Raw genomic sequence first — 21551 nt, 5'->3', positions numbered from 1 at the left:
CCATCTCCGGCGTGGTATTCGTACCGCGCCGTTTCTATTTTAAGGCCATGTCGCGGCCGGTTCACCGGATGTCGGGCAATCGCCATGACATTACGCCAGCCTGACATAGGCTCGGCGATCGTTCCACTACCACACGGATTCTCATGTTCCTGTCCGTTTTCGACGTCTTCAAGATTGGTATCGGCCCTTCGAGCTCGCACACGATGGGACCGATGTCGGCCGCCAACCGGTTCCTGGGGCTCATCCTGTCCAACGACTGGCCGCGGCCGACCGGCGCGCATGTCGCGGCGCTGAAGGTGAGCCTGCACGGTTCGCTCGCGTTCACCGGGATCGGCCACGGAACGGGCAGGGCGGTGATATTGGGCCTGGTCGGCGAGGAACCCCACGCCGTCGATCCGGACAGGATGGACGCGATCATCGACGAGGTGGAGAAGACCGGCCGCGTCACGCCGCCCGGCCATCCGTCTTATGAATTCCAGCCGAAGACCGACCTGATCTTCGACAAGAAGCAGCCGCTGCCCGGCCATGCCAACGGCATGAGCTTTTCAGCCTTCGACCGGGACGGCCGGCTTCTCCTGAAGCGGATCTACTATTCGATCGGCGGCGGGTTCGTGGTGACGGACACCGAGCTTGAGGCTATGCGCGGTGCCAAGAAGTCGGCCGGCGACTCGCGCATTCCCTATCCATTCGCCTCGGCAAAGCAGATGCTCGATATGGCGCGCGGCTCAGGCCTGACGATCGCCCAGATGAAGCGCGCCAACGAAGAAACCAAGATGAGCTCCGCCGAACTCGATGTCGGTCTCGACCGCATTTGGGAAGCGATGTCCAGCTGTATCGACCGCGGCCTCAAGGTCGACGGGATCATGCCGGGCGGGCTGAAGGTGAAGCGCCGGGCGAGAGCGATCCACGACAAGCTGAACGAGGAATGGCGCAGCAACCGGCTGAACCCGCTGCTCGCCAACGACTGGCTGAGCGTCTACGCGATGGCGGTCAACGAGGAGAACGCCGGCGGCGGACGCGTGGTCACGGCGCCGACCAATGGTGCAGCGGGCGTCATTCCCGCGACGGTACGTTATTACCTGCATTTCCACGAGGACGCGACCCAGGCGGACGTCCATAACTTCCTGCTGACGGCCGCTGCCATCGGCGGCATCATCAAGCACAATGCCTCGATCTCGGGCGCCGAAGTCGGCTGTCAGGGCGAAGTGGGTTCGGCCGCCGCCATGGCTGCGGCGGGGCTTGCGGCCGTCATGGGCGGTTCGCCGGAGCAGATCGAGAACGCCGCCGAGATCGCGCTGGAACACCATCTCGGCATGACCTGCGACCCGATCGCCGGCCTCGTGCAGGTGCCCTGCATCGAGCGCAACGCGCTCGGCGCTGTCAAGGCGGTCACCGCCGCCTCGCTCGCAATCAAGGGCGACGGCACGCATTTCGTGCCGCTCGACGCCTGCATCGAGACGATGCGCCAGACCGGCAACGACATGAGCGAGAAATACAAGGAAACCTCGACCGGTGGCCTCGCCGTCAATGTCGTCGAGTGCTGAGCCGGCGCGCCGCTGTGGAGTGAGCCGAGCAAACGCTTGACCTCGCCCCCGGATGGGTCTTCAACGAAGCCATGGCTCTCCATCTGATCAAACTCTGCGTCGGCGCCGATTCCATCCAGGATCTCCAGGATTGGGTCACTGAGCGCGCGCTCAATGCAATCGCTGCCGGCCTTGAGCCGCACAGCATCCACACGACGCGCATGGTGCCGAAGCGCATGCAGGAACTGCTCGACGACGGATCGCTCTATTGGGTGATCAAGGGGCAGGTGATGGCGCGGCAGAAGCTGCTCGACATCCGCACGGTTACCGGCGACGACGGCATTCAGCGTTGCCAGCTGGTGCTCGGGCCCGAAGTTATCGAGACTGCACCGCAACCGAAGCGGCCTTTCCAGGGATGGCGCTACCTGAAAAGCGAAGAAGCGCCGCGTGACCTCGGCAAACTGGGCGAGGACGTTGCGGCGCTTCCGGAAGATCTGCGGCGAGAACTCGCCGAGCTTGGACTTCTGTAACCGGGAAACTTCCGATCAGCGAAGCTTGATGCGGACCGGCGCACGGCCGGCGCGGATGCCGACATGCAGGTGGATATTGGCTTCCGGCTGGGAATGGCGCCAGGCGCGCGCGCCGTGGCTGAGCAACAGGGAGACCAGATCGCGGGTCTTTTCCTTGGAGCGGTTCAAGCCGAGACCGGCAAGCCGCATGGCCGCCTCGTGAAGCGGGTTGAGGGCGACGCCCTTGGCTCTGGACTTCTGCGCCGGTTTGAAGGCGAGTTCAGCGCTGTTTTCATTCATCATCATCGGAAACCCCGTCTACGCGTTACTTTCGAGATCTCTCCGCGCCGAAGAACCGGCGCGGGTATTTCCTTGATCGCCGGTGGCGATTGCTCACTGGAGCGAAGCCCAGCAGCTGATGCCCTTCTTCTTCAACACGTTGCAGGCATCGACAGCCGTCTTCTGGTCGTCGAAGCCGCCGAAGCGGGCGCGGTAGATCTGTTCGCCATTGTTGCTGAAGGCGACAGTGAAGGGTTTGGCGGAACGCAATACCTTGCCGCCTTTATCCTGCGCATTCTGCAGGAGATCCTGAGCTTGTTTCTGGTTCGGCGATGCGCCGATCTGGATGACCCAGCCGTTGGAAGCCATCGAAGCCGCAGCCGCCGACTGAGCGGCCTTCGCGGACACGGCAGACACCTTGGTGGATGCCGTCGTGACGTCGTCCACCGTGGAGCGGCCGGCACGGTGTGCGACGGCTTCCTCGGTGCGGGCGGGCATATATTCGGGAGCCGGGGTCGGGACGGCAGCCACACCGCCCATGGCCGTGTTCATCGCCTGGGTGATGACCTTCTTCTGCTCCGGTTCTGCGGCATAGGCCGATGCGGCGGCAGGCGCCATGGCTGCAGCCTGCTGTTCGGCATAACGGGCGCCCGGCCGCGGGCCGCTCGGCGGCAGGTCGAGAGCCGCCATCTGGCGCACGTCGGACTGGGTCGCGGCAACGGCCGGAGCGGCGCGTACCGGGGCTGAAGGAGCGGGCGCAACCGGGGCAGGGGCCGCTGCCTGGGCGATCAGGTTGCTGTTGCCGCCGCGAGAAGCTTCCGGAAGATAGTCGGCGACCAGCTTGCGCATCGTCGCGTCACGGACGGCGCTGGAGCGGCTGCCGAGCACGACGGCGACGATCGAGCGGCCATCGAGTTGGGCCGAGGTCGCAAGATTGCTGCCGGCGGCGCGGGTGTAACCGGTCTTGATGCCATCGACACCCTTGACGTTGCCGACCAGGCGATTGTGGTTGCCGATCGTCTGCTTGCCGAAATTGAAGCTGCGGATCGAGAAGTAGCCGTAATATTGCGGGAAGTGCTGACGCAACGCCATGCCGAGCCGGGCCTGATCGCGTGCCGTCGTCATCTGCGCGGTGTTCGGCAGGCCGTTGGCATTGCGGTAGGTGGTGCGGGTCATGCCGAGTGCGCGCGCCTTTCCGGTCATCAACGAAGCGAAGCGTTCTTCGGAGCCGCCGACGAATTCGCCGAGGGCAGTGGCCATGTCGTTGGCGGAGCGGGTGACGAGGGCGCGAATAGCCTGATCGACCGAGACCGAACCGCCGGCGCGAACACCGAGTTTCGAGGGTGGCTCGGCTGCAGCGTGAGCAGAGACCGGAACCTGCGTGTCGAGGCTGATGCGGCCGGTTTCAAGCGCTTCGAAGGTGAGGTAGAGCGTCATCATCTTGGTGAGCGACGCGGGATAGCGCAGACCGTCCGGATCCTCGGAATAGAGAACCTTACCGGTCTTGGCGTCAACGACGATGCCGGCGTATTTCGGACCGGCAGCAGCCGGCGTCGAAAACATCGAAATCGCCACAGCCAACGTGAAGAGAAAACCGAGGAACCGTCCCGGGACCGTCGCATCACCCTTGGAAAGGGATGCAGATATCATTTTTTTCGACACTGCCGCACTCATCGCTTGCATCACATTAGTCAAATATCCGGACGCGCCCCCGCCACGGCCGTTACCGTTCAATCTAGGGGATTAGCGTTACCAAGAGGTTTATGATGAACAGCAGCTTACCTCGATATGCTGCATTTTAGACATCATCCCAGGCTTCGACCCGACCCGTCCGCGGCGGCTTATTTCGCCAGCCGGTTTTCGACAAAGAGGCGAACTGCGGCATCAATATGTTGCCAGTCCCGCAAAAGCACGCTGGAGAAGCGATAGAGCACCGTCAGGTCCTGTCCGATGTGGATATCCCGCTGGCAGTCGCCGCTGGTGGCTTTGTCGCCGGGGGCAGGCAGCACGCAGCGCACGGCGTAATCCGGGGCGCCGCCGACCTGGCCAGTTAGAACCACCTCGCTGCCATAACCTGAATCGGCGCGCAGCCGGTGAAGGGTCAGTCCGAAGGCGGCCTGCTGCGGCGCGCCATCGAACAGTTTGGAATAGATCGGCTCCAGCCGGCCGGACATGTCGCGCGACATGGTGCTCTGGGATAATTGGAGGAAAATCAACGAGGAAGACTGAGCGACATCATCGAAGCGCGACCGCAGGCCTGGGCTATAACCTTCGAGTTCCGGCCAGGTGAGATAGAGGTCGACGCGCTCGGTAACGCCGGCCTGACGCTGGTCGCGGAAGCGAATCGTGTTGGCTGGAAGCTTGAGCTTGTCCTGGCCGATCTGGATCGGGAATTCTTCCCGGCTGTCGGTATGGCCGGCAAGCGCGATGCGCTGCCCGAACCAATGGCCACCGACACTGATCGCAGCCGTCAACAGAGCAAGGACCGCGATGACGGCCGCCAGCCGGTAGACGAAACGGTTGGAGAGGAGCGGCGCTTCTTCTGCAGCCGAGAGGTTCCGGGCTGGACCTGCTATCACGCGCGCTCCATGTTCTCATTCGAGAGGTAATTCGCCAGCGCCGGAATGGGACAGAACGCGGATACGAACGCGGCCAAGCGATTTGGCAGCAGTCTGGATCGTTATGATTAACGCTTCGTAAATAAAGCTTGATCCGGGATGGTGACAGCCTCCCAGTAATCCCTTCGGCGCCCACCTTCAGTCCTGCACATTGACCGCGGCTCGGATCGCCGTGGTCTTTTTCGTCGATGGGTAGGCGAGAGATTACTGGCCGACGGAGCCGACTGCGGTGGCGCGGCCATCCTGCAGCTTGACCCAGCGGGCGGGATCGTCGTTCGCCTGGCGCTTCAGGAAGGTGTATTCGGTATCCGACCAGATCATGACCTTGTTGCGCATGTTGTCGAGCACGAAGTCGCCGCGATCGGTGCGGACGGTCAGCACCGCATGACCTTCGCCGTTCGGTTGCAGCACGACGGTGATCAGCAGGTCGGACGGCGAGAAACCTTTCGCCATCAGCATCTTGCGCTTCAGAAGCACGAAATCTTCGCAGTCGCCGACGGTGCGGGGATAGGCCCAGCGCTCTTCGACGCCATAAATTTCCTGGTCCGTCATCGGCGTGATCGAGGAATTGACCGTGTAGTTGACGTCGAGAAGCGTGCGCCACTTGTCTTCGGTCAGTGCGAGCGGGCCGGCGTCCTTGTAGGTCGCGGCGCATTCGCTCACATAGGTCTTGCAGAATTCATAGTGGCCGAGCGGCGGATTGGCCTGGCCGAGAACGCGCACCGTGTTGGCCGGCATGCCGAAAGAACTTCCGGCGGTAAAGATCGCCATGACGGCGGTGATGGTGGCGAGGCCCAGTCCCTTGCGGTATTTCATTTTTATGTCTCCCCGTTGTGAGGAGAACACTGCCAGACAGGGTTTGATTGACCGCAAAATCTCGCAGTAAAATCAATATCTTATTTGAATTCAATTCGCCTAAAACACACATCAAATACATCTCGAACTTTCACAAAATTCGAGCCGAATTTGCCGATAATTTTCATAAAATGCCGATTATCGAGCGCCTGGCTCCTCGGAGCTTTCCCGCTATCTATCCGTGAATAAAGGAGTTTTTGAAATCCGCGGAGCAGCCCACTGAGCGTCGGAAATCCAGCAATGACGACGATTGGCCGTTGGAAACAGGGAAGGTAAGTACCGCATTGCGTTGCGTCATGACCAAATCTGGCTGATCGAGGCCGATTTTTGGGCTCGAAAAAAGTGCCGAAAGGGCACATTTTTTTTGAAGAAAGTTCATTTCGGCACAGACAGGCGGCTTTTCCTGGCCCGTCCCGCAATGAAACAGGACGCAAAGGATAGGGCACGCAACAAAAAAGCGCCCGGATGGGGCGCTTCTGGATTGCCGTCGTGAGAGCCTTTTTAAAGGAATTCGGTCAGCGTATCGCGTGACTGGACCGAATTGAACTCGATCGCCACGCCTTCCATGACGTGGCGTACGACGCGGCCGCGCATGTTGCCGAGCCGGACAGGCGTGCCGAGCGCGGGGCGGATGTCGATATCGATCGCCGCGCCGGACAGCGAAAGGTCCACGATGCGACAGGCATAACGCCGGCCGTCGTCGAGCGTGATCTCGGAGCGGGTGTTGCGCGGCGCCAGGCGATCATGGCGACGATCTTCGGGCAGGCCGAGTTCGTGCTTGTTGGCGATCCATGTCAGCTGGGCGGCCAGTTTCTCGCGCTTGCGGTCCGTCGCGTTGATCGACATCACGAAACCGGTGCTCGACAGGCTGATGACCATGCCTTCGAGACGACCGATGTGATCGAGATAGGCGATGACGCGTTCGCCGACGAGCGGCCGGCCGACGCAGGCGAAGCTGACGTCGCCCGGCGACATATCGACGACGTCGCAGGGAAATTCCTCATGCGTCGCCAGCATCAACCGTCCTGGAATACTGACGGACACGCGCTGAAAGGAACGCTGTGCGGGAACGCTGGATGTCGATGGAGTATGAGATGGCTGAAAAGAATACATTTGAGAGAGCTTTTCTCTTCTAAGTCTATCGTTAAGAGTATTAGCGCGCCGCGGTTAACAGAAGGTTTTGGCAGGGACCGTCAGCCGCGCGTGCTGCGATGGGATGTTTCCCTCAAGACGGGCTGCGGCCGGGTGTGTGGGAGAAACTGCGGCGATCGCCCGTGACCGGCACACCGAAATGTGAACCGCCGCCGGTCAGGAACGTCCAGTTCTCGAGCGTCAGAAAAATGGCCGGCGTTGCCGTTACGGGGTAAGGAGAAACCACCGGCAGAAGAGCACCAAAAATCCGATCGCTTGGCGCCGCCTCCACCGATCGGATTGGCAGAAGCAGCATTTCATAGGCGTGGCGGATGTGGCTATTCGAGGCACGGACATCCAGGAGTGCCGGCTGCTGGGAGTGAATGACGCCGTGGGCGATCTCCACCGGCTGCCGGTGATCGGTCTCCTGCCAGACGTCCGCGAACGGCTTGCCGCGAAACTCACGGTCGAACAGCTCACAGATGCGGGTTCCCGCCAGGCGGAACGCCAGCGTGCCGGCCGGGTCCATGGCGGCCATGAAAAGATGCGGGAGAAGATGACGCAGAGCGGTCGGGTCGATCTCGGTCTTGAGGGGAGCCATCCCGTCGCGTTTGAGATTGATCCAGTAGTCGAAGATTGCCCTGGTTGCCTGATTGCGCATCCATCTTACCTGTCATATTTCGATACAGGCCGCGCTTCATGGACGGCCGATCCTCCTCACGCAGCGAAAACCATGCCACGGCGAGGGTATCATGGTTAAGGATTTGCGACCGATCATGGCACCCGCGCGACCGTGATCCTGCCCGCGCTTTCCTTTGAACAGCCGCTCCTATATGGCTGTCGGACCCATCCGATAGGGGACGAGAAGACAGAAGGGACTGGCATGAACGACGGGCCGGATATGGCTGACGAGCAGCGCGAGACGGATGACGGCGGCGAGCGCTCGCAGCCGATCTTCAATCTTCCGCGGAGCCTCGTCGTGACGCTGGCTTTGCTTGCAGTCATCTACATTGTGCAGGAATATCTGCTGGACGAGGACACGCGCGCCACCATGGTGGTGAACTTGGCGTTTACGCCGCTGCGCTACGTCTATCCGCTCAGCGAGCAGGGACTTGCCTGGGCGTGGACGCCGGTCACGTATTCGCTGCTGCACGGCAGCATCGAGCATATTCTTTTCAACGGATTGTGGCTGATGGCCTTCGGGGCACCGGTGGTGCGGCGGATCGGCACTGTGCGCTACGTGATCTTCTGGATTCTCTCGGCAGTGGCTGCCGCCTTCTTCCATGCAACGCTCAACTGGGGGGACGAGACGCTGCTGATCGGTGCGTCAGGCGTCGTCTCGGCTTTGATGGGAGCGGCCTGTCGTTTCGCCTTTCCGGAACGCCGAGGTTATGATCGGACCCATGGCCATCTCTATCCGCGCCAGTCTATCCTCGGCTCGTTCCGCAACCGCACCGTCGTCATCTTCACCGCTATGTGGTTCATTGGCAACCTTCTGATCGCCTTCGGGGTGACGTTGTTCGGTGCGGATATGGGACCGATCGCCTGGGATGCGCATATCGGCGGCTTCCTGTTCGGTTTCCTGCTGTTTGACCTTTTCGATCCCCTGCCGCCCAGCGTCATGCCCATCACGCAACCCTGATCTTTCTTGATCTCTTTCCGGCATCGCTCTACACTTCTGTGCACGTGCAGGGACGGTTCCTCCACCCGGGCGCTTTGCTTCTCGGGAATGGGCGACGTCCAGGCCGAGCAGGTTGGGAGGAGAGAGCCATGGCAATAATCGTCAAGAACATGTTGGATGCAAAGGGTCGTGACGTGGTCACCGTCGACCCCGACAAGACGCTGCTCGAAGTCGCCGGGATTCTCAACGACAAGAAGATCGGCGCCGTCGTGGTAACCGGCATGGAAGGCCGCATCGCCGGCATCTTTACGGAACGCGACCTGGTGCGCGCCATCGCCGGCAAAGGCGCCAGTGTGCTCGACCAACCGGTAAAGTCGGCAATGACCACCGCGGTGCAACGCTGCAAGGATGACACGACCGTCGATGAACTGATGGGGATGATGAGCAGCGGCCGTTTCCGCCACGTGCCCGTCGAGCAGGACGGAAAGCTCGCTGGCATCATTTCGATCGGTGATGTGGTCAAGTCGCGCATTCGCGAGATCGAACTCGAGGCCGAACAGATCAAGGCCTATATTGCCGGCTGACCGCTTTCGGCTAAGCCTCGCCCAAGGGCGGGGCTGTATCACCTGGTGACGAGGCATCCCCCGCTTAGCGGGCGAAAACTTCCTGCATGCGCTTCAGCGCTGAGATCTGCGCCATGGTCTCCGTATAACCGCGGTCGATCGCTTCGCCGGCGCGGTGGAATTCGGACAGGCCGATATCAGCAAGACGCGGATGCAGCGCCAGATCCGGAGGGTCGCCTGCCAGGCGTGCGCGGGAAATGCGTTCCTGGATGATGTTGAAGGCCTGCACCATGGTGCCGGTCAGACCGACACGGATGTCCTCGGGTTTCTTGCGCCCGTCATCGATCGGCTGGACGCTGGCATTGTGCTTGACGACCGCCGAGCGGCCGAAAATCTCGTAGTTCAGGTTGACGGCGACCACGAGCGGCTGTTCGTAGGCGCGGCAGACGGAGGTCGGCACCGGATTGACCAAAGCGCCGTCGACGAGCGTCCGGTTGTTGCATTTCACCGGTTCGAAAATGCCAGGCAGTGCGTAGGAGGCGCGAAGCCCGGTGATCAGCGAGCCACTGGAGATCCACACTTCGTGCCCGGTATGGAGTTCGGTCGCAACCGATACAAACGGGCGGTCGAGATCCTCGATCGACAGGCCTTCGAGATGTTCCTGCATCCGCTTGGTCAGCCGCATGCCGCCGAGGAGGCCGCCGCCGCCGATCGTCAGGTCCAGCAGGCCGGCAATGCGGCGCATGGTCAGCGAGCGGGCGAAGGTTTCGAGTTCGTCGAGCTTGCCGGCGAGGTAACATCCGCCGACCAGAGCGCCAATCGAGGTGCCGGCGATCATGCCGACTTCGATGCCGGCTTCGTCGAGAGCCCTGAGGACGCCGATATGAGCCCAGCCGCGCGCGGCACCGCCGCCGAGAGCGAGGGCAAGCTTTGCTTTTTTGGGGGCTTCAACGATGGGAGGAGGGGTGGGTTCGAGGATTTTCGTTTCGTCGCCTTCGGCAGATGCCGCAAGCGGATCGTGACGGTTCCAACTCCAGTTCAGCATCGACAAAAATCCTCCACAGCTGAACAAACCCCGGTCTGACGATTAACGCATCGACAGGTTTCGAAATCGTTTATTCAGTCGAGACACGCCAAAAAACGAGGCAAATGCCTAAATGGTTCCTTGATCGGAATAGACGACGTTTGGATCAAAATGACGCTGATTGTCGGTGATTTCAAGAACCGCCCGACCATCACTTTGGGTAACAACCCGATAGAAACAGGAGCGACGGCCGGTATGGCATGTAGCGTCGTGTCCGGCGACCGAGACCTTGAGCCAGACGGCGTCCTGATCACAATCGGTGCGCAGTTCATGGACGGTCTGCAGGTTGCCGGAGGATTCGCCCTTCTTCCAGATTTTGGCACGCGAACGGCTGTAATAATGGGCGATGCCGGTCTCCACCGTCAGCGCCAGCGCCTCGGCATCCATATGCGCGACCATCAGCAACTCACCGTCACGGACATCGGTGACGACGGCGGTGACGAGACCGTTCTGATCGAAGCGGGGCGTGAAGGCGCCGGCGCCTTCGAGTTCCGTCTTGTCGACGGAAGGCTGGTCGAAAGAAAGCGTCATCAGGAGACTCCGCCCGGAAAACCGCCGATCAGCGGTTGCGGGCCAGCGTGAAGAAACGGGCCTGTTCGGCGGCGTTCGCCTTGAACTCGCCGGTAAACGTCGTCGTCATCGTGTGCGAGCCCTGCTTCTGCACGCCGCGCATTTCCATGCACAGGTGCTCGGCCTCGATCATCACGGCGACGCCACGCGGCTTTAAAGTTTCCTCGATCGCATTGGCGATCTGCGCCGTCATGTTTTCCTGCGTCTGCAGACGGCGACCGAAGATCTCGACGACGCGGGCGATCTTCGAAAGACCGAGGACCCGGCCGTTCGGCAGATAGGCGACATGCGCCTTGCCGATGATCGGCAGCATATGGTGTTCGCAATGGGAGAAGAACGGGATGTCGCGCACCAGCACGATATCGTCATAACCCGAGACTTCCTCGAAAGTACGTCCAAGCACGTCTTCCGGCGACTGTTCGTAACCGGAAAACAGCTCGCTATAGGAGGCGGCGACGCGCTTCGGGGTGTCGAGCAGGCCTTCGCGGGCCGGATCGTCACCTGCCCAGCGCAAGAGAACGCGCACGGCTTCCTCAGCCTCTTGCTGCGAGGGGCGGACCTGCTTCTCTTTCGAAGCCGGGAAATTCTTCACAATGGCATCCATTTATCGTCTCCTGATGCGGTTCAAGGCCGCATCCGACTGGCGTTACTCACGGACTGATCAGCTGCTAGGCATCGGCGGCTGATTTTTGGGCAATCCGGGGTTATCTGACCTTCGGCGAACATTTTTACAAGATATCCTATTCCGTTTTCGGTAGGATTTCGTGAAAACATCCTTTCTTGATGATCTTGCCCGGACATCACATATAATGGCAGGAACCCTTTTATGGTAGTCCGCCTGACGTGACACAGTGTTCAACGAGCGACGGCCGGACTCAAAGCGAGCCTTGATGGACGACATCTATAACAGCAAGATTCTCGAATTCGCCGGCAATATCACCCATGCCGGCACGCTTCCGGATGCGGATGCGAGTTCCGAAAAACATTCGAAGCTGTGCGGCTCGAAGGTGCGGGTGCACCTGAAGATGGACGGCGACCGGGTCACCGATTTCGCCCACGAGGTCCGCGCCTGCGCGCTCGGCCAGGCCTCGTCCTCGATCATGGCGCGGCATGTGATCGGCGCGACGACCGCTGAGATCCGCAAGGCGCGCCAGGACATGCTCGCCATGCTGAAGGAAGACGGCGAGGGGCCGGACGGCCGGTTCGAGGAGATGCGTTACCTGAAGCCGGTCAAGGACTACCGAGCCCGCCATCCCTCCACCATGCTGACATTCGAAGCGGTCGTCGATGCGATCGACCAGATCGAGGCGAGGCAGTTGGCAACGGTCGGATGACGATGGCGTGCCGGGATACCCCCCTCTGCCCTGCCGGGCATCTCCCCCTCAAGGGGGGAGATCGGATGGGGGACCGTCTTCGCTTATTCTCGGATGTTTCGCGCTCGGCGACGTGTGCCGTTTCCAATGAGGTGCAAACAGCGCCACGAGTCGATCTCCCCCCTCGAGGGGGAGATGGCCGGCAGGCCAGAGGGGGGCTGGATCGGCACGCCCTAAGTGACGTCCTGCCATCAACCGCGGTTCACCCCTGATGTGCGGCGCCCCAAACTGTCAGCACTCCGAACGCCAGGCGAAGGCAGGCCGATCCCGCAACTGGTCCGGATCGTTCCGGAAAACACCCGGCCGGCTGTTCGGCATGGGTCTGATCCGCCTCTACCAGCTGACACTGTCCGGCTTCATAGGCAATTCCTGCCGGCATATTCCGACCTGTTCGGAATATGGATATGAGGCGGTGGCGCGGCATGGGCTGTGGCCGGGCGGATGGATGACGCTGTTTCGGGTGGCGCGCTGCGGGCCGGGGGGTACAAGCGGGCTCGATCCGGTGCCGGAAGCGCTCGAAATACGGCAGCACTGGTGGATGCCGTGGCGATACTGGCGTCGCCATGCCGCGCCGGTATCGCCTCGATGAGGAACCGATGATCACATATGTCGCGCTGCTTCACAGCATCGTTCTCGGCAGCGGTAAGCGGGTCATCATGGCGGACCTGCGCGCCATGGCGGAGGATCTCGGCTACCGGAATTGCAGAACCCTGGTTTCGACCGGCAATCTCGTCTTCGAAGACGGCAGGTCGGCGATCGGCGACATCGAGCAGAGACTGGAGACTGCCTTCGAGAGGCGGTTCGGCAAACATGTCGATATCATCGCCAGGACCGGTGCCGACTGGCTGAAGCTCGCGGCCGGCAATCCCTTTCCGTCGAGGGAGGGTTCCGAGGTCGGCGTGCGGGTGATGCGGGCACCACTCGACGAAAGCGTCCTGGACCTGCTCGAACGCCACCGCGGCGAGGAGAAGATTTCCATCGTCGACGGCGATCTCTGGGTGGATTTCAGCGGCAAGGCGAGCGAGACGCGGCTGCTTTCGGCGATGACCGCCAAGAAGCTCGGCATCGGCACGATCCGCAATGCCAATACGGTCGCCGGGATTGCCGAAATGATCGGCTGAGCGGCCGCTCGCCTTTACTAAAACGCCAAAAACATTTATCAGCCACGCCGGCTGCGCCCGAAGGGTGAACCGCCATTTATTCCAACACCACCCGCATTCGTTGGCGGGACTGGACAGGAGAAAGACATGTCCCAATCCGTTTCCCTTACATTTCCCGATGGCTCCGTTCGCGTTTTCGACGCCGGAACGACCGGCCGTGACGTTGCCGAGAGCATTTCCAAGTCGCTCGCCAAAAAGGCTGTCGCCGTCACCATCAATGGCACCGTGCAGGACCTTGCCGAGCCGGTGACAGACGGAAAGATCGAGATCGTCACCCGCACCGACGCCCGAGCGCTGGAACTGATCCGCCACGACGCCGCCCACGTGATGGCGGAGGCCGTGCAGGAGCTTTGGCCGGGCACGCAAGTCACCATCGGCCCGGTGATCGAAAACGGATTCTATTACGATTTCGCCCGCAATGCGCCTTTCACGCCCGACGATCTGCCGAAGATCGAGGCGAAGATGAAGGAAATCATCGGCCGCAACAAACCGTTCACCAAGCAGGTCTGGTCTCGCGAGAAGGCTCGCGAAGTCTTCGCAGCCAGGGGCGAAGGTTACAAGGTCGAGCTGATCGATGCGATCCCGGACGACCAGGATCTGAAGATCTATTATCAGGGCGACTGGTTCGATCTTTGCCGCGGTCCGCATATGGCCTCGACCGGCCAGATCGGCACGGCCTTCAAGCTGATGAAGGTTGCCGGTGCCTATTGGCGCGGCGATTCGAACAACGCCATGCTGACCCGCATCTACGGCACCGCCTGGGCGACGCAGGAAGAACTCGACCAGTACCTGCACGTGCTGGCGGAAGCCGAAAAGCGCGACCACCGCAAGCTCGGCCGTGAAATGGACCTCTTCCATTTCCAGGAAGAAGGTCCGGGCGTGGTGTTCTGGCACGGCAAGGGCTGGCGCATGTTCCAGACGCTGACCGCCTATATGCGCCGCCGGCTCGCCGGCACCTATGAGGAAGTCAACGCGCCGCAGGTTCTCGATGCCTCACTGTGGGAGACGTCGGGCCACTGGGGCTGGTACCAGGAGAACATGTTCGCGGTGAAGTCTGCCTATGCCTTCACCCATCCGGAAGACAAGGAAGCGGACAACCGCATTTTCGCGCTGAAACCGATGAACTGCCCGGGACACGTGCAGATCTTCAAGCATGGTCTGAAGTCTTACCGCGAACTGCCAATTCGGCTTGCAGAATTCGGCCTCGTGCATCGCTATGAAGCATCCGGCGCCTTGCACGGGTTGATGCGCGTGCGCGGCTTCACCCAGGACGATGCGCATGTCTTCTGCACAGACGAGCAGATGGCCGCCGAATGCCTGCGGATCAACGACCTGATCCTGTCGGTCTACGAGGATTTCGGCTTCAAGGAAGTCGTGGTCAAGCTATCGACCCGGCCGGACAAGCGCGTCGGCACCGATGCGCTTTGGGATCGTGCCGAATCCGTCATGCTCAATGTCCTGAAGACGATCGAGGCGCAGTCGGAAGGCCGCATCAAGACCGGTATCCTGCCGGGCGAGGGCGCGTTCTATGGTCCGAAGTTCGAATATACGCTAAAAGACGCGATCGGCCGCGAATGGCAGTGCGGCACGACGCAGGTGGACTTCAACCTGCCGGAACGGTTCGGCGCCTTCTATATTGACCAGAACTCGGAAAAAACCCAGCCGGTGATGATTCATCGCGCCATCTGCGGTTCGATGGAACGTTTCCTCGGCATCCTGATCGAGAACTTTGCGGGCCACATGCCGCTCTGGTTCGCGCCGATGCAGGTGGTGGTGGCGACGATCACCTCGGACGCGGACGATTACGGCCGTGAAGTCGCAGAAGCTCTGCGCGAGGCGGGAATGGTCGTCGAGACAGATTTCCGCAACGAGAAGATCAACTACAAGATCCGCGAGCACTCGGTCACCAAGGTGCCGGTGATCATCGTCTGCGGCAAAAAGGAAGCCGAGGAGCGTTCGGTGAACATCCGCCGCCTCGGCTCGCAGGCGCAGACCTCGATGACGCTCGACGAAGCGATCTCTTCGCTGACCCTCGAAGCAACGCCGCCGGATGTGTTGCGCCGCCTTGAAGCGAAGAACAAGAAGAAGGCCGCGGCCTGATCGATAATGACAGCGCCTGCCGAACGGCGGGCGCTGTCAGAACTCGGCTATATCGACGGGCCTTCTGGGGACTGATCTGTCGGCTGGAGAAGCCTGCCTGGACCTGTCAATTCCGGTCGCTGGTGACCCCGCCGGCCACCTGAGGTGTATCGCGCATCAGCACTTCGACCTCGGTATTTCGTCCGGCTTTGACGGTGAACGAGCGCTGATAGATCTTGGTCTTGTTGCGGGCGACGGCGAGATACTCGCCTTCCGACAAGACCATCGTGGAAAAAGCGCTGACGCTTTCGTTGACGACGTCGCCGGCCGCGGTCAGTACCGACCAGGCCGTATCGGCGATCGCTTCACCACCTTTTTGAGAAACGAGCTTCAGGGTGATCTGCGCGGCGCGGTGCTGCAGTACCGCCTGGGTGAGCTTGCCGGCCTCCACCTGGATGTCGGCCCGAACCACTGCATTGACGTCCCCATATTCCGAGACGACGTGATAGGTGCCGGCATTCAGACGCACGACCGTATTCGGCTTGACGTCCGACATCACCAGCGCCCGGTCGCCATTGTCGCGCACTTCGGCAGAATAGACCGAAAAGCTCAGTTCCTTCGGCGGGATGCGCTGGTCGGTACCGGCAACCGCATTGAGAACAAAACCGCCGGCGTCGAGCACCAGGGTCTGTTTCGGCACATTGCCGTTTTCGGGGACTTTCAGTTTCTTGGTGACGCCGGCGCGGCCGAACGCGCAATTGACGAAATAATCGCCGGGGGCGAGCTGGAATGACGCGGAGCCGCCTTCGGAACTGGCCACCAGCGGCAATTTGCCGTCGTCACCGGCGATCGGGCTGAAAACGCGCCAGGTCAGGCCTTCCTGCATCGGCTGGCCGTCGGACGTCAGCTTGGCATCGAACTGCACGTCTTTTGAGAGAATACCGGACGGACCGCCCGGCAGAGCCGAGAAAGCGTTGAGCTTCGGCATCTTGCCGGTGCTGTCCGGCGTGCGAAAATTCTTGAAGGCGTCTTCCTGAGCGAATGCGCCGAAAGCCGGGCCGAGAGCCATCACTCCGGCGAGGAACCAGCGTGCCGCAAGGGAAGTGCCTGCCATCTGTTGTCTACCGGTTGACTCTTGTTTTCCGAGACGGCACTTGAGACCAATGACAAGGCAATTTCAAGACCTTCCCACCGCGCCAGCTCCAAATGAAAGCTTTGACCATGCAAAATGACGTTAAACTCATCGATTTTCTGCGCGACAGGCATTCCACGCCAGTAGCACAGTTCAAGGAGCCTGGCCCGTCGCGGGAGGAATTGGAGGCGATTCTGACCTTGGCCACCCGCGTTCCGGATCATGGCAAGCTCGCGCCCTGGCGCGTCATCGTGTATCGCGGCGACGTGCGCAGCAGGCTCGGCGAACAGTTCCTCGCCCTGTCACTCAAGAAGATGCCCGAGATGACCGATGCCGCCAGAGAGGCGGAACTGGCGCGCTTCACCCGCGCGCCGCTAGTCGTCGCCGTCGTCAGCACCGCGGCACCGCATCCAAAGATCCCCGAATGGGAACAGGTGCTTTCCGCCGGCGCCATCTGCTTCAACATGCTGATGGCCGCAAACGCGCAGGGCTACGTCGCCAACTGGCGTACGGAATGGGTCGCCTATGACGACGAGGCGCTGGCGCTCCTCGGTTTGAAGCCGGGCGAAAAAATTGCCGGCTTCATCCATATCGGCTCGAGCGATTTTGCGACGCCGGACCGCCCGCGGCCGGAACTGTCGCAGATCGTCACCTACGCCGGCGAGTAGGGTTTTCGATGTTCTACACGACCGATACCAACCAGCATGGACTGAAGCACGACCCTTTCAAGGCGATCGTCGCGCCCCGCCCGATCGGCTGGATCGGTACGAAGGGCAGGGACGGATCGATGAACCTGTCACCCTACTCCTTCTTCAACGCCATTTCCGACAGCCCAAAACTGGTGATGTTTTCCTCCAGCGGCCGAAAGCACAGCCTGAAGAACGCCGAGGAAACCGGTGTCTTCACCGCGAGCCTCGCAAGCCGACATCTGGCGGAGAAGATGAACGCCTCGTCGGAAGCGGTGCCTTACGGCGTCAGCGAATTCGAGGTGGCGGGGCTGACCGCCAAGATGGCGGAACTCGTCGATGCGCCTTACGTCGCGGAAGCCTATACGGTGCTGGAATGCCGCGTCACGCAGGTGGTCCAGCCGGTGGGATTGGACGGCCAGGGCGCCGAGGCCTACATGGTTTTCGGCCAGGTGGTCGGCATCCATATCAGCGAGGAGATCCTGCGGGGCGGGCGGATCGACATGAGGCTTGCCCGGCCGATAGCGCGGATGGGCTATCGCGATTACGCCGACGGCGGCGCGGACGTGTTCGAAATGACCCGGCCGGCCGGCGCCGAGCCTAGACGCTGAAAACCCGATTGACGATCGCAACTTGATCAGGGCTGCGGCAGAGCTTGGCGGAGAAGCCGTTCGCTCTTGCTCTTTCGCATTCAGACAGAAAAGCCGCCGCGTCCCCAGCCGGCGAGACGGCATCGACGGCCGTTATGCCGGCGGCGGCGGCGGCAAGCGCGATGGTCGCAGCCGCGATACGCGCGGTATCGGAGAAGGGCTTATAACCACCTTCCCAGCCAAGGGCCACCAAGCAGCGACTGCAGTGCTCGAAGCTCGGGGCGGTAAGGATGCCGGCGGCATCGGCAAGCGCAACGATCTGCGTCCTGCCCGGTGCCAATCCTGCGCGGATTTCCGCCACCCGCAGAGCCATATCTAGCCTCTGGACCTCGGCCCCGCTGCGGGCGCCGGACAGAATGACCGAGGCGGCGCGACACTGGCTGGCGAGCGCGACGGCGGCCTCCGTTCTTCCAGAAGAGAAAGCCGGCAGAAGGAACGCAAGCTGTCCGACCGGCGCCAGGTCAGTCCATTGGCGCTCCGGACTCGAAACCGTAGTCCACGACTCAGGCGGGCCGGTCAGGTCGACAACGATCGCATCCGCACCTGCCGAACGGACCGTTGCGGCCTCCACGGAGGGGTCTACGACAAGCCAGGACCGTATTTTCAAAGACTTCGCCATGGTTAAGGAACGTGGTGAACCAATCTTAAACTTTTTGCCACTAGCGTGACTTATCAAGTCAGCCAGATCCGAACTGGCATGTGTAGTCGAGGCCGAGTGTGATCGTACAGGCATTTCTTCGTTGGGCTGAAACAGCAAGAACGGGCGAGAGGGCAAAGGCGGCCAATGCTCTCGGCCGGGCCTATCTCCACTCGCCGATGGGCAGCGATCAGCGTCGCGCCGCAGCGCTTGCGATGACCTATCTGCTCGACGACCCATCGCCCCACGTGCGCCTGGCGCTTGCGGAGGCTCTGGCGGGCTCCCCCGATGCGCCGCGTGCCGTCATCGTCTGCCTTGCCGAGGATCAGCCGGAGATCGCCTGTACGGTCATCGCCTGTTCGCCCGTCCTTACCGAAAGCGATCTCGTCGATCTTGCCGGGCGCAGCGACAGCCTGACCCGTGCGATGATCGCCGCAAGGCCGAACCTTTCGCGCGGGATCGCCGCCGCGATCGCCGAGATCGGCGACGAATGCGAAGTCACCCTTCTGCTGGAAAACGAGACCGCTTCGATCACCCGGATTTCGCTCAGGCGGATCGCGGAACGGTTCGGGCAGTGCTGCCAGATCCGCAACCTGCTGCTGGAACGCGATGCACTGCCGGCGGATGCCCGCCACATGCTCGTCAACCACATTACCGCGGCACTTGCCGGCTCCGGACTGGTGCGGACCAGCATGGCGCCAGCGCGGATCGAGCACATGACCAGAGAAGCAGGCGAGGCTGCGACCGTCGCCATTGCCGGCACCGTGCTGCAGGAAGAAATCCCCGGCCTCGTCGAACATCTGCGCACGGCCGGACGGCTGACGCCCGCCTTCCTCATCCACGCGCTCTGCAGCGGCAAGGTCGACTTCTTCGCCGGCGCAATGGTCTCGCTCTCCGGGCTCGACGACCGCCGCGTGAGAGCGATTCTCGCGACCGGCCGCATGCATGCGGTGCGGGCGCTTTTCGAAGCTTCGGGCCTTGGGCGGGATATCGCAGCCGTCTTCGTCGAAGCGGTCTTCCTCTGGCGCAAGGCGGCGGCAACCGGCGCGCTCGACAATATCGCCGCCATGTTGCTCGAGAAATTCCAGCGACCGAACGTGCAGCTTTCGCCGGTCAGCGAACTTCTCGACATGATCGAGAAGCTGCATAGGCTGGAGGTCCGGCTCAGTGCGCGGTCTTATGCCAACGGCGTGTCGCTGGCGGCGTAACCGCCTGCTTACCGGAATTTCTTGGCAACCCAGGAATAGCCATTCTCGACTAGCCGTACCGGACTGGTCATCAGCGTTTCCACGCCTTCAGTGGTCGGCAATACGGTCTTGACCCGCTGGATAGCGCGACCCGCAAGCGTTTCCTTCTCCTGTTGCGTCACCGGCTCCGGAGCTGGCGTCGCGGCTGGCTCTGCCGATGGTGCGGGCATCGCCGTCTCCGGTCGCGACTGCGGCACCGGCGCCTTGGCGATCTCCGTCGCTTCCGGTTTCTGGCAGACGGCGATGAGCATCGGGTAGGCCTGGTTGGCATAACCGGAGAGCTGTTGTTCCGATACCGAATTGCACATCTCGATGCTCGGCCAGCGGTTTTCTGCGGTCGCGATATAATGGCAGTCCGTCCCGGCGTCGTTGCAGCCGAGAATGGTCATGACAATCAGTGCGGAATTCATGGCGTTCCCCGAAATATGGTGAGCGACTTAAAGCGAGCAATCTTGGCCCGACCAAGGCAGCTTCAACGGATCCGCCATATCGGGCCGTTCGGAGATTACCGGACCGATCCGCTCAGCATCTTCATGGAGAAGAGACTTTCCTAACGACGGGAAGATCTGGGGGAAGCTCCGGAGATGTCGCCGGCCCCTTGGGCATCTCGACGGTTTCAGCCTCGGTCACTTCGGCCATCTTCACTTCGCGGATCCATTCGCGCCAGATCGACACGAGCAGCGCCATCAGGACCGGGCCGATGAACAGGCCGAGGAAGCCCATGGTGCTGACGCCGCCGACGAGACCGAAGAATGTCGGCAGGAAGGGAAGCTTGATCGGGCCGCCGACCAGGCGAGGCCGCAGCGTTTTATCGACGATGAAGAGTTCGACCGTGCCCCAGAGGAAAAGACCGCCGCCGGCGAAGTAGGCGCCATTGGCGACCAGATAGAACGATATCAGCGAGAACGACAGCGGCGCGCCGCCCGGGATAAGCGCCATCAGGCCGGTCAAAACGCCGAGCGTGACGGGCGAGGGGACGCCCGCGATCCAGTAGGCGATGCCGAGCACGATGCCTTCGCCGATCGCAATCAGCGTCTGGCCGGTCACGGTGGAGCTGATCGTCCTTGGAACGACGCGCGAGATACGCTCCCAGCGAGTCGGCAGGATGCGCTCGCCGAGAAGATCGATCTGCTCGCTGAAGGAACCGCCGTCGCGATAGACGAAGAACAGCGCGATCAGCATGAAAAGCAGTGTCAGGACCAGATGGAAAGCGCCGTCGCCGGCGGCTACAATGGCCCGGTAGATATTACCGATATTGGCGCCCGAGACGATCTGGATCAGTTCGCCGACCGCACCGGGCGAGCCGACATGCTGGACCCATTGGATGCCGAGCCATTCGCCGACCCAGGGAAGGCCGGTGATCCAGGCAGGGGGTGGCGCGCCGAAACGGTTCACTTCGGCGGCCCAGATGATCCACTGGCGCACTTCGCCGATCGTGTAGGAGATGGCGATGCCGATCGGCACGATGAGGAAGGCCAGGATGAAGATAATGGCGAGCGAGGCGGCGATCGTCGTGTTGCCACCTGTACGGCGCAAGAGCTCGCGGTAGAGCGGCCAGCTTGCAAAGCCGATTACCAGGGCGGCCAGAACGGGGACCAGGAAGCCGTGGAAGAAATAGATGCCTGCGGCGGCGACGAGCACGAGAAGCCAGCGAGCAGCCGAGATCGGCGGGATCAGCGCGACCCTGCTCGGTGCAACTGGCCCAAGCCAACGTGGCTCTTTCGGGCCTTTGCGATCGTTATTTCCGCTCACCGCATTTCCTTTTTTTCATTTTCACCATCATATGGCTTATGAGGCTGCCTGGTACAAGACTAATGCGTCATCCATTAAAAGG

Annotated in this window: 24 protein-coding genes; 11 read left to right on the top strand and 13 right to left on the bottom strand. The window is 61.6% G+C overall.

What is annotated here, in order from left to right; all coding sequences use genetic code 11:
- Positions 1-143: 143 nt before the first annotated feature.
- Together AC1D3C_RS15925 and AC1D3C_RS15920 are read left to right on the top strand one after the other, a co-directional pair.
- Positions 144-1544: an L-serine ammonia-lyase gene (locus AC1D3C_RS15925; protein ID WP_477483562.1), complete on the top strand. Its 1401-nt coding sequence runs from the start codon at positions 144-146 to the stop codon at positions 1542-1544.
- 71 nt (positions 1545-1615) lie between these two features.
- On the top strand, positions 1616-2053 hold the full coding sequence (locus AC1D3C_RS15920) for a DUF1489 family protein (protein WP_477483561.1): 438 nt from the start codon (positions 1616-1618) through the stop codon (positions 2051-2053).
- 15 nt (positions 2054-2068) lie between these two features.
- Here AC1D3C_RS15920 and AC1D3C_RS15915 read toward each other — a convergent pair whose 3' ends face one another.
- From AC1D3C_RS15915 to AC1D3C_RS15890, 6 genes are all read right to left on the bottom strand, one after another.
- Entirely contained in the window at positions 2069-2338 is a 270-nt protein-coding gene (locus tag AC1D3C_RS15915) for a hypothetical protein (RefSeq protein WP_247038114.1), read from the bottom strand.
- A gap of 87 nt (positions 2339-2425) precedes the next feature.
- Positions 2426-3994, bottom strand: coding sequence for a D-alanyl-D-alanine carboxypeptidase (locus AC1D3C_RS15910; protein WP_477483560.1), 1569 nt, complete (start codon positions 3992-3994; stop codon positions 2426-2428).
- A gap of 158 nt (positions 3995-4152) precedes the next feature.
- A complete protein-coding gene (locus tag AC1D3C_RS15905) occupies positions 4153-4887 on the bottom strand; it encodes a hypothetical protein (protein ID WP_477483704.1) in 735 nt (244 codons plus the stop codon).
- Between the two features lie 246 nt (positions 4888-5133).
- The gene (locus AC1D3C_RS15900; RefSeq protein WP_051900104.1) at positions 5134-5700 is read right to left on the bottom strand and encodes a transglutaminase-like cysteine peptidase; all 567 of its coding nucleotides are present in this window, start codon (positions 5698-5700) and stop codon (positions 5134-5136) included.
- A gap of 585 nt (positions 5701-6285) precedes the next feature.
- Complete coding sequence (locus tag AC1D3C_RS15895) at positions 6286-6897, bottom strand: PilZ domain-containing protein (protein ID WP_477483559.1); 612 nt, start codon at positions 6895-6897, stop codon at positions 6286-6288.
- A gap of 112 nt (positions 6898-7009) precedes the next feature.
- The gene (locus AC1D3C_RS15890) at positions 7010-7576 is read right to left on the bottom strand and encodes a PAS domain-containing protein (protein ID WP_051899716.1); all 567 of its coding nucleotides are present in this window, start codon (positions 7574-7576) and stop codon (positions 7010-7012) included.
- 222 nt (positions 7577-7798) lie between these two features.
- On the opposite strand from AC1D3C_RS15890, the gene AC1D3C_RS15885 reads away from it, so the two are divergent.
- Positions 7799-8557 carry a rhomboid family intramembrane serine protease gene (locus tag AC1D3C_RS15885; RefSeq protein ID WP_477483558.1) on the top strand — a complete coding sequence of 253 codons (759 nt, stop codon included), beginning with the start codon at positions 7799-7801 and terminating at the stop codon, positions 8555-8557.
- Positions 8558-8685: 128 nt separating this feature from the next.
- Positions 8686-9120, top strand: coding sequence for a CBS domain-containing protein (locus AC1D3C_RS15880; RefSeq protein WP_247038238.1), 435 nt, complete (start codon positions 8686-8688; stop codon positions 9118-9120).
- A 64-nt stretch (positions 9121-9184) separates the two neighbouring features.
- Here AC1D3C_RS15880 and AC1D3C_RS15875 read toward each other — a convergent pair whose 3' ends face one another.
- From AC1D3C_RS15875 to folE, 3 genes are all read right to left on the bottom strand, one after another.
- Positions 9185-10144, bottom strand: coding sequence for a patatin-like phospholipase family protein (locus tag AC1D3C_RS15875; protein ID WP_038543085.1), 960 nt, complete (start codon positions 10142-10144; stop codon positions 9185-9187).
- A 108-nt stretch (positions 10145-10252) separates the two neighbouring features.
- Positions 10253-10714, bottom strand: coding sequence for a phosphoribosyl-AMP cyclohydrolase (gene hisI / locus AC1D3C_RS15870; protein ID WP_247038242.1), 462 nt, complete (start codon positions 10712-10714; stop codon positions 10253-10255).
- A 28-nt stretch (positions 10715-10742) separates the two neighbouring features.
- Positions 10743-11357, bottom strand: a complete 615-nt coding sequence (folE, locus tag AC1D3C_RS15865; RefSeq protein ID WP_038543080.1) for a GTP cyclohydrolase I FolE — start codon at positions 11355-11357, stop codon at positions 10743-10745.
- 283 nt (positions 11358-11640) lie between these two features.
- Between folE and AC1D3C_RS15860 the strand changes: the two genes are divergently transcribed.
- The 4 genes from AC1D3C_RS15860 to thrS all read left to right on the top strand — a co-directional run bounded on the left by AC1D3C_RS15860 (position 11641) and on the right by thrS (position 15386).
- The gene (locus AC1D3C_RS15860; RefSeq protein WP_247137366.1) at positions 11641-12087 is read left to right on the top strand and encodes an iron-sulfur cluster assembly scaffold protein; all 447 of its coding nucleotides are present in this window, start codon (positions 11641-11643) and stop codon (positions 12085-12087) included.
- A 250-nt stretch (positions 12088-12337) separates the two neighbouring features.
- Positions 12338-12715: a membrane protein insertion efficiency factor YidD gene (yidD, locus tag AC1D3C_RS15855; protein WP_477483557.1), complete on the top strand. Its 378-nt coding sequence runs from the start codon at positions 12338-12340 to the stop codon at positions 12713-12715.
- 7 nt (positions 12716-12722) lie between these two features.
- A complete protein-coding gene (locus AC1D3C_RS15850; protein ID WP_477483556.1) occupies positions 12723-13247 on the top strand; it encodes a DUF1697 domain-containing protein in 525 nt (174 codons plus the stop codon).
- Between the two features lie 126 nt (positions 13248-13373).
- Complete coding sequence (gene thrS, locus AC1D3C_RS15845) at positions 13374-15386, top strand: threonine--tRNA ligase (RefSeq protein ID WP_477483555.1); 2013 nt, start codon at positions 13374-13376, stop codon at positions 15384-15386.
- A 106-nt stretch (positions 15387-15492) separates the two neighbouring features.
- Here the strand turns inward: thrS and AC1D3C_RS15840 are convergent, their stop codons facing one another.
- Positions 15493-16479, bottom strand: a complete 987-nt coding sequence (locus AC1D3C_RS15840) for a hypothetical protein (RefSeq protein ID WP_477483554.1) — start codon at positions 16477-16479, stop codon at positions 15493-15495.
- A 107-nt stretch (positions 16480-16586) separates the two neighbouring features.
- On the opposite strand from AC1D3C_RS15840, the gene AC1D3C_RS15835 reads away from it, so the two are divergent.
- Positions 16587-17165 (top strand): nitroreductase family protein, encoded by a 579-nt coding sequence (locus tag AC1D3C_RS15835; protein WP_477483553.1) that lies wholly within the window; start codon positions 16587-16589, stop codon positions 17163-17165.
- 8 nt (positions 17166-17173) lie between these two features.
- Positions 17174-17794 (top strand): flavin reductase family protein, encoded by a 621-nt coding sequence (locus tag AC1D3C_RS15830; protein WP_477483552.1) that lies wholly within the window; start codon positions 17174-17176, stop codon positions 17792-17794.
- Here AC1D3C_RS15830 and AC1D3C_RS15825 read toward each other — a convergent pair.
- Entirely contained in the window at positions 17784-18440 is a 657-nt protein-coding gene (locus tag AC1D3C_RS15825) for a hypothetical protein (protein WP_477483551.1), read from the bottom strand. The two genes, AC1D3C_RS15830 and AC1D3C_RS15825, sit on opposite strands and share 11 nt — an antisense overlap.
- A gap of 110 nt (positions 18441-18550) precedes the next feature.
- Here AC1D3C_RS15825 and AC1D3C_RS15820 point away from each other — a divergent pair, with 110 nt between their 5' ends.
- Positions 18551-19678 (top strand): DUF2336 domain-containing protein, encoded by a 1128-nt coding sequence (locus tag AC1D3C_RS15820; protein WP_477483550.1) that lies wholly within the window; start codon positions 18551-18553, stop codon positions 19676-19678.
- Positions 19679-19686: 8 nt separating this feature from the next.
- On the opposite strand, the gene AC1D3C_RS15815 is transcribed toward AC1D3C_RS15820, so the two are convergent.
- Together AC1D3C_RS15815 and AC1D3C_RS15810 are read right to left on the bottom strand one after the other, a co-directional pair.
- The gene (locus AC1D3C_RS15815; protein ID WP_477483549.1) at positions 19687-20127 is read right to left on the bottom strand and encodes a hypothetical protein; all 441 of its coding nucleotides are present in this window, start codon (positions 20125-20127) and stop codon (positions 19687-19689) included.
- Between the two features lie 121 nt (positions 20128-20248).
- Positions 20249-21469, bottom strand: a complete 1221-nt coding sequence (locus AC1D3C_RS15810; RefSeq protein ID WP_038543058.1) for an AI-2E family transporter — start codon at positions 21467-21469, stop codon at positions 20249-20251.
- Positions 21470-21551: the final 82 nt, after the last annotated feature.

This window comes from Neorhizobium sp. P1_A6, assembly GCF_056406795.1.
Note: the sequence above shows the minus strand (reverse complement) of the source record. Positions and strands in the feature narration are given on the sequence as shown.

Coding starts and splice junctions, on each gene's coding strand:
- AC1D3C_RS15915 (WP_247038114.1), bottom strand. CDS start 2,338: ATGATGATGAATGAAAACAGCGCTGAACTCGCCTTCAAACCGGCGCAG.
- AC1D3C_RS15815 (WP_477483549.1), bottom strand. CDS start 20,127: ATGAATTCCGCACTGATTGTCATGACCATTCTCGGCTGCAACGACGCC.
- AC1D3C_RS15830 (WP_477483552.1), top strand. CDS start 17,174: ATGTTCTACACGACCGATACCAACCAGCATGGACTGAAGCACGACCCT.
- AC1D3C_RS15910 (WP_477483560.1), bottom strand. CDS start 3,994: ATGCAAGCGATGAGTGCGGCAGTGTCGAAAAAAATGATATCTGCATCC.
- hisI (WP_247038242.1), bottom strand. CDS start 10,714: ATGACGCTTTCTTTCGACCAGCCTTCCGTCGACAAGACGGAACTCGAA.
- AC1D3C_RS15880 (WP_247038238.1), top strand. CDS start 8,686: ATGGCAATAATCGTCAAGAACATGTTGGATGCAAAGGGTCGTGACGTG.
- AC1D3C_RS15840 (WP_477483554.1), bottom strand. CDS start 16,479: ATGGCAGGCACTTCCCTTGCGGCACGCTGGTTCCTCGCCGGAGTGATG.
- AC1D3C_RS15850 (WP_477483556.1), top strand. CDS start 12,723: ATGATCACATATGTCGCGCTGCTTCACAGCATCGTTCTCGGCAGCGGT.
- AC1D3C_RS15885 (WP_477483558.1), top strand. CDS start 7,799: ATGAACGACGGGCCGGATATGGCTGACGAGCAGCGCGAGACGGATGAC.
- AC1D3C_RS15920 (WP_477483561.1), top strand. CDS start 1,616: ATGGCTCTCCATCTGATCAAACTCTGCGTCGGCGCCGATTCCATCCAG.
- AC1D3C_RS15890 (WP_051899716.1), bottom strand. CDS start 7,576: ATGCGCAATCAGGCAACCAGGGCAATCTTCGACTACTGGATCAATCTC.
- AC1D3C_RS15925 (WP_477483562.1), top strand. CDS start 144: ATGTTCCTGTCCGTTTTCGACGTCTTCAAGATTGGTATCGGCCCTTCG.
- AC1D3C_RS15875 (WP_038543085.1), bottom strand. CDS start 10,144: ATGCTGAACTGGAGTTGGAACCGTCACGATCCGCTTGCGGCATCTGCC.
- AC1D3C_RS15835 (WP_477483553.1), top strand. CDS start 16,587: ATGCAAAATGACGTTAAACTCATCGATTTTCTGCGCGACAGGCATTCC.
- folE (WP_038543080.1), bottom strand. CDS start 11,357: ATGGATGCCATTGTGAAGAATTTCCCGGCTTCGAAAGAGAAGCAGGTC.
- AC1D3C_RS15900 (WP_051900104.1), bottom strand. CDS start 5,700: ATGGCGATCTTTACCGCCGGAAGTTCTTTCGGCATGCCGGCCAACACG.
- AC1D3C_RS15895 (WP_477483559.1), bottom strand. CDS start 6,897: ATGTATTCTTTTCAGCCATCTCATACTCCATCGACATCCAGCGTTCCC.
- yidD (WP_477483557.1), top strand. CDS start 12,338: ATGTGCGGCGCCCCAAACTGTCAGCACTCCGAACGCCAGGCGAAGGCA.
- thrS (WP_477483555.1), top strand. CDS start 13,374: ATGTCCCAATCCGTTTCCCTTACATTTCCCGATGGCTCCGTTCGCGTT.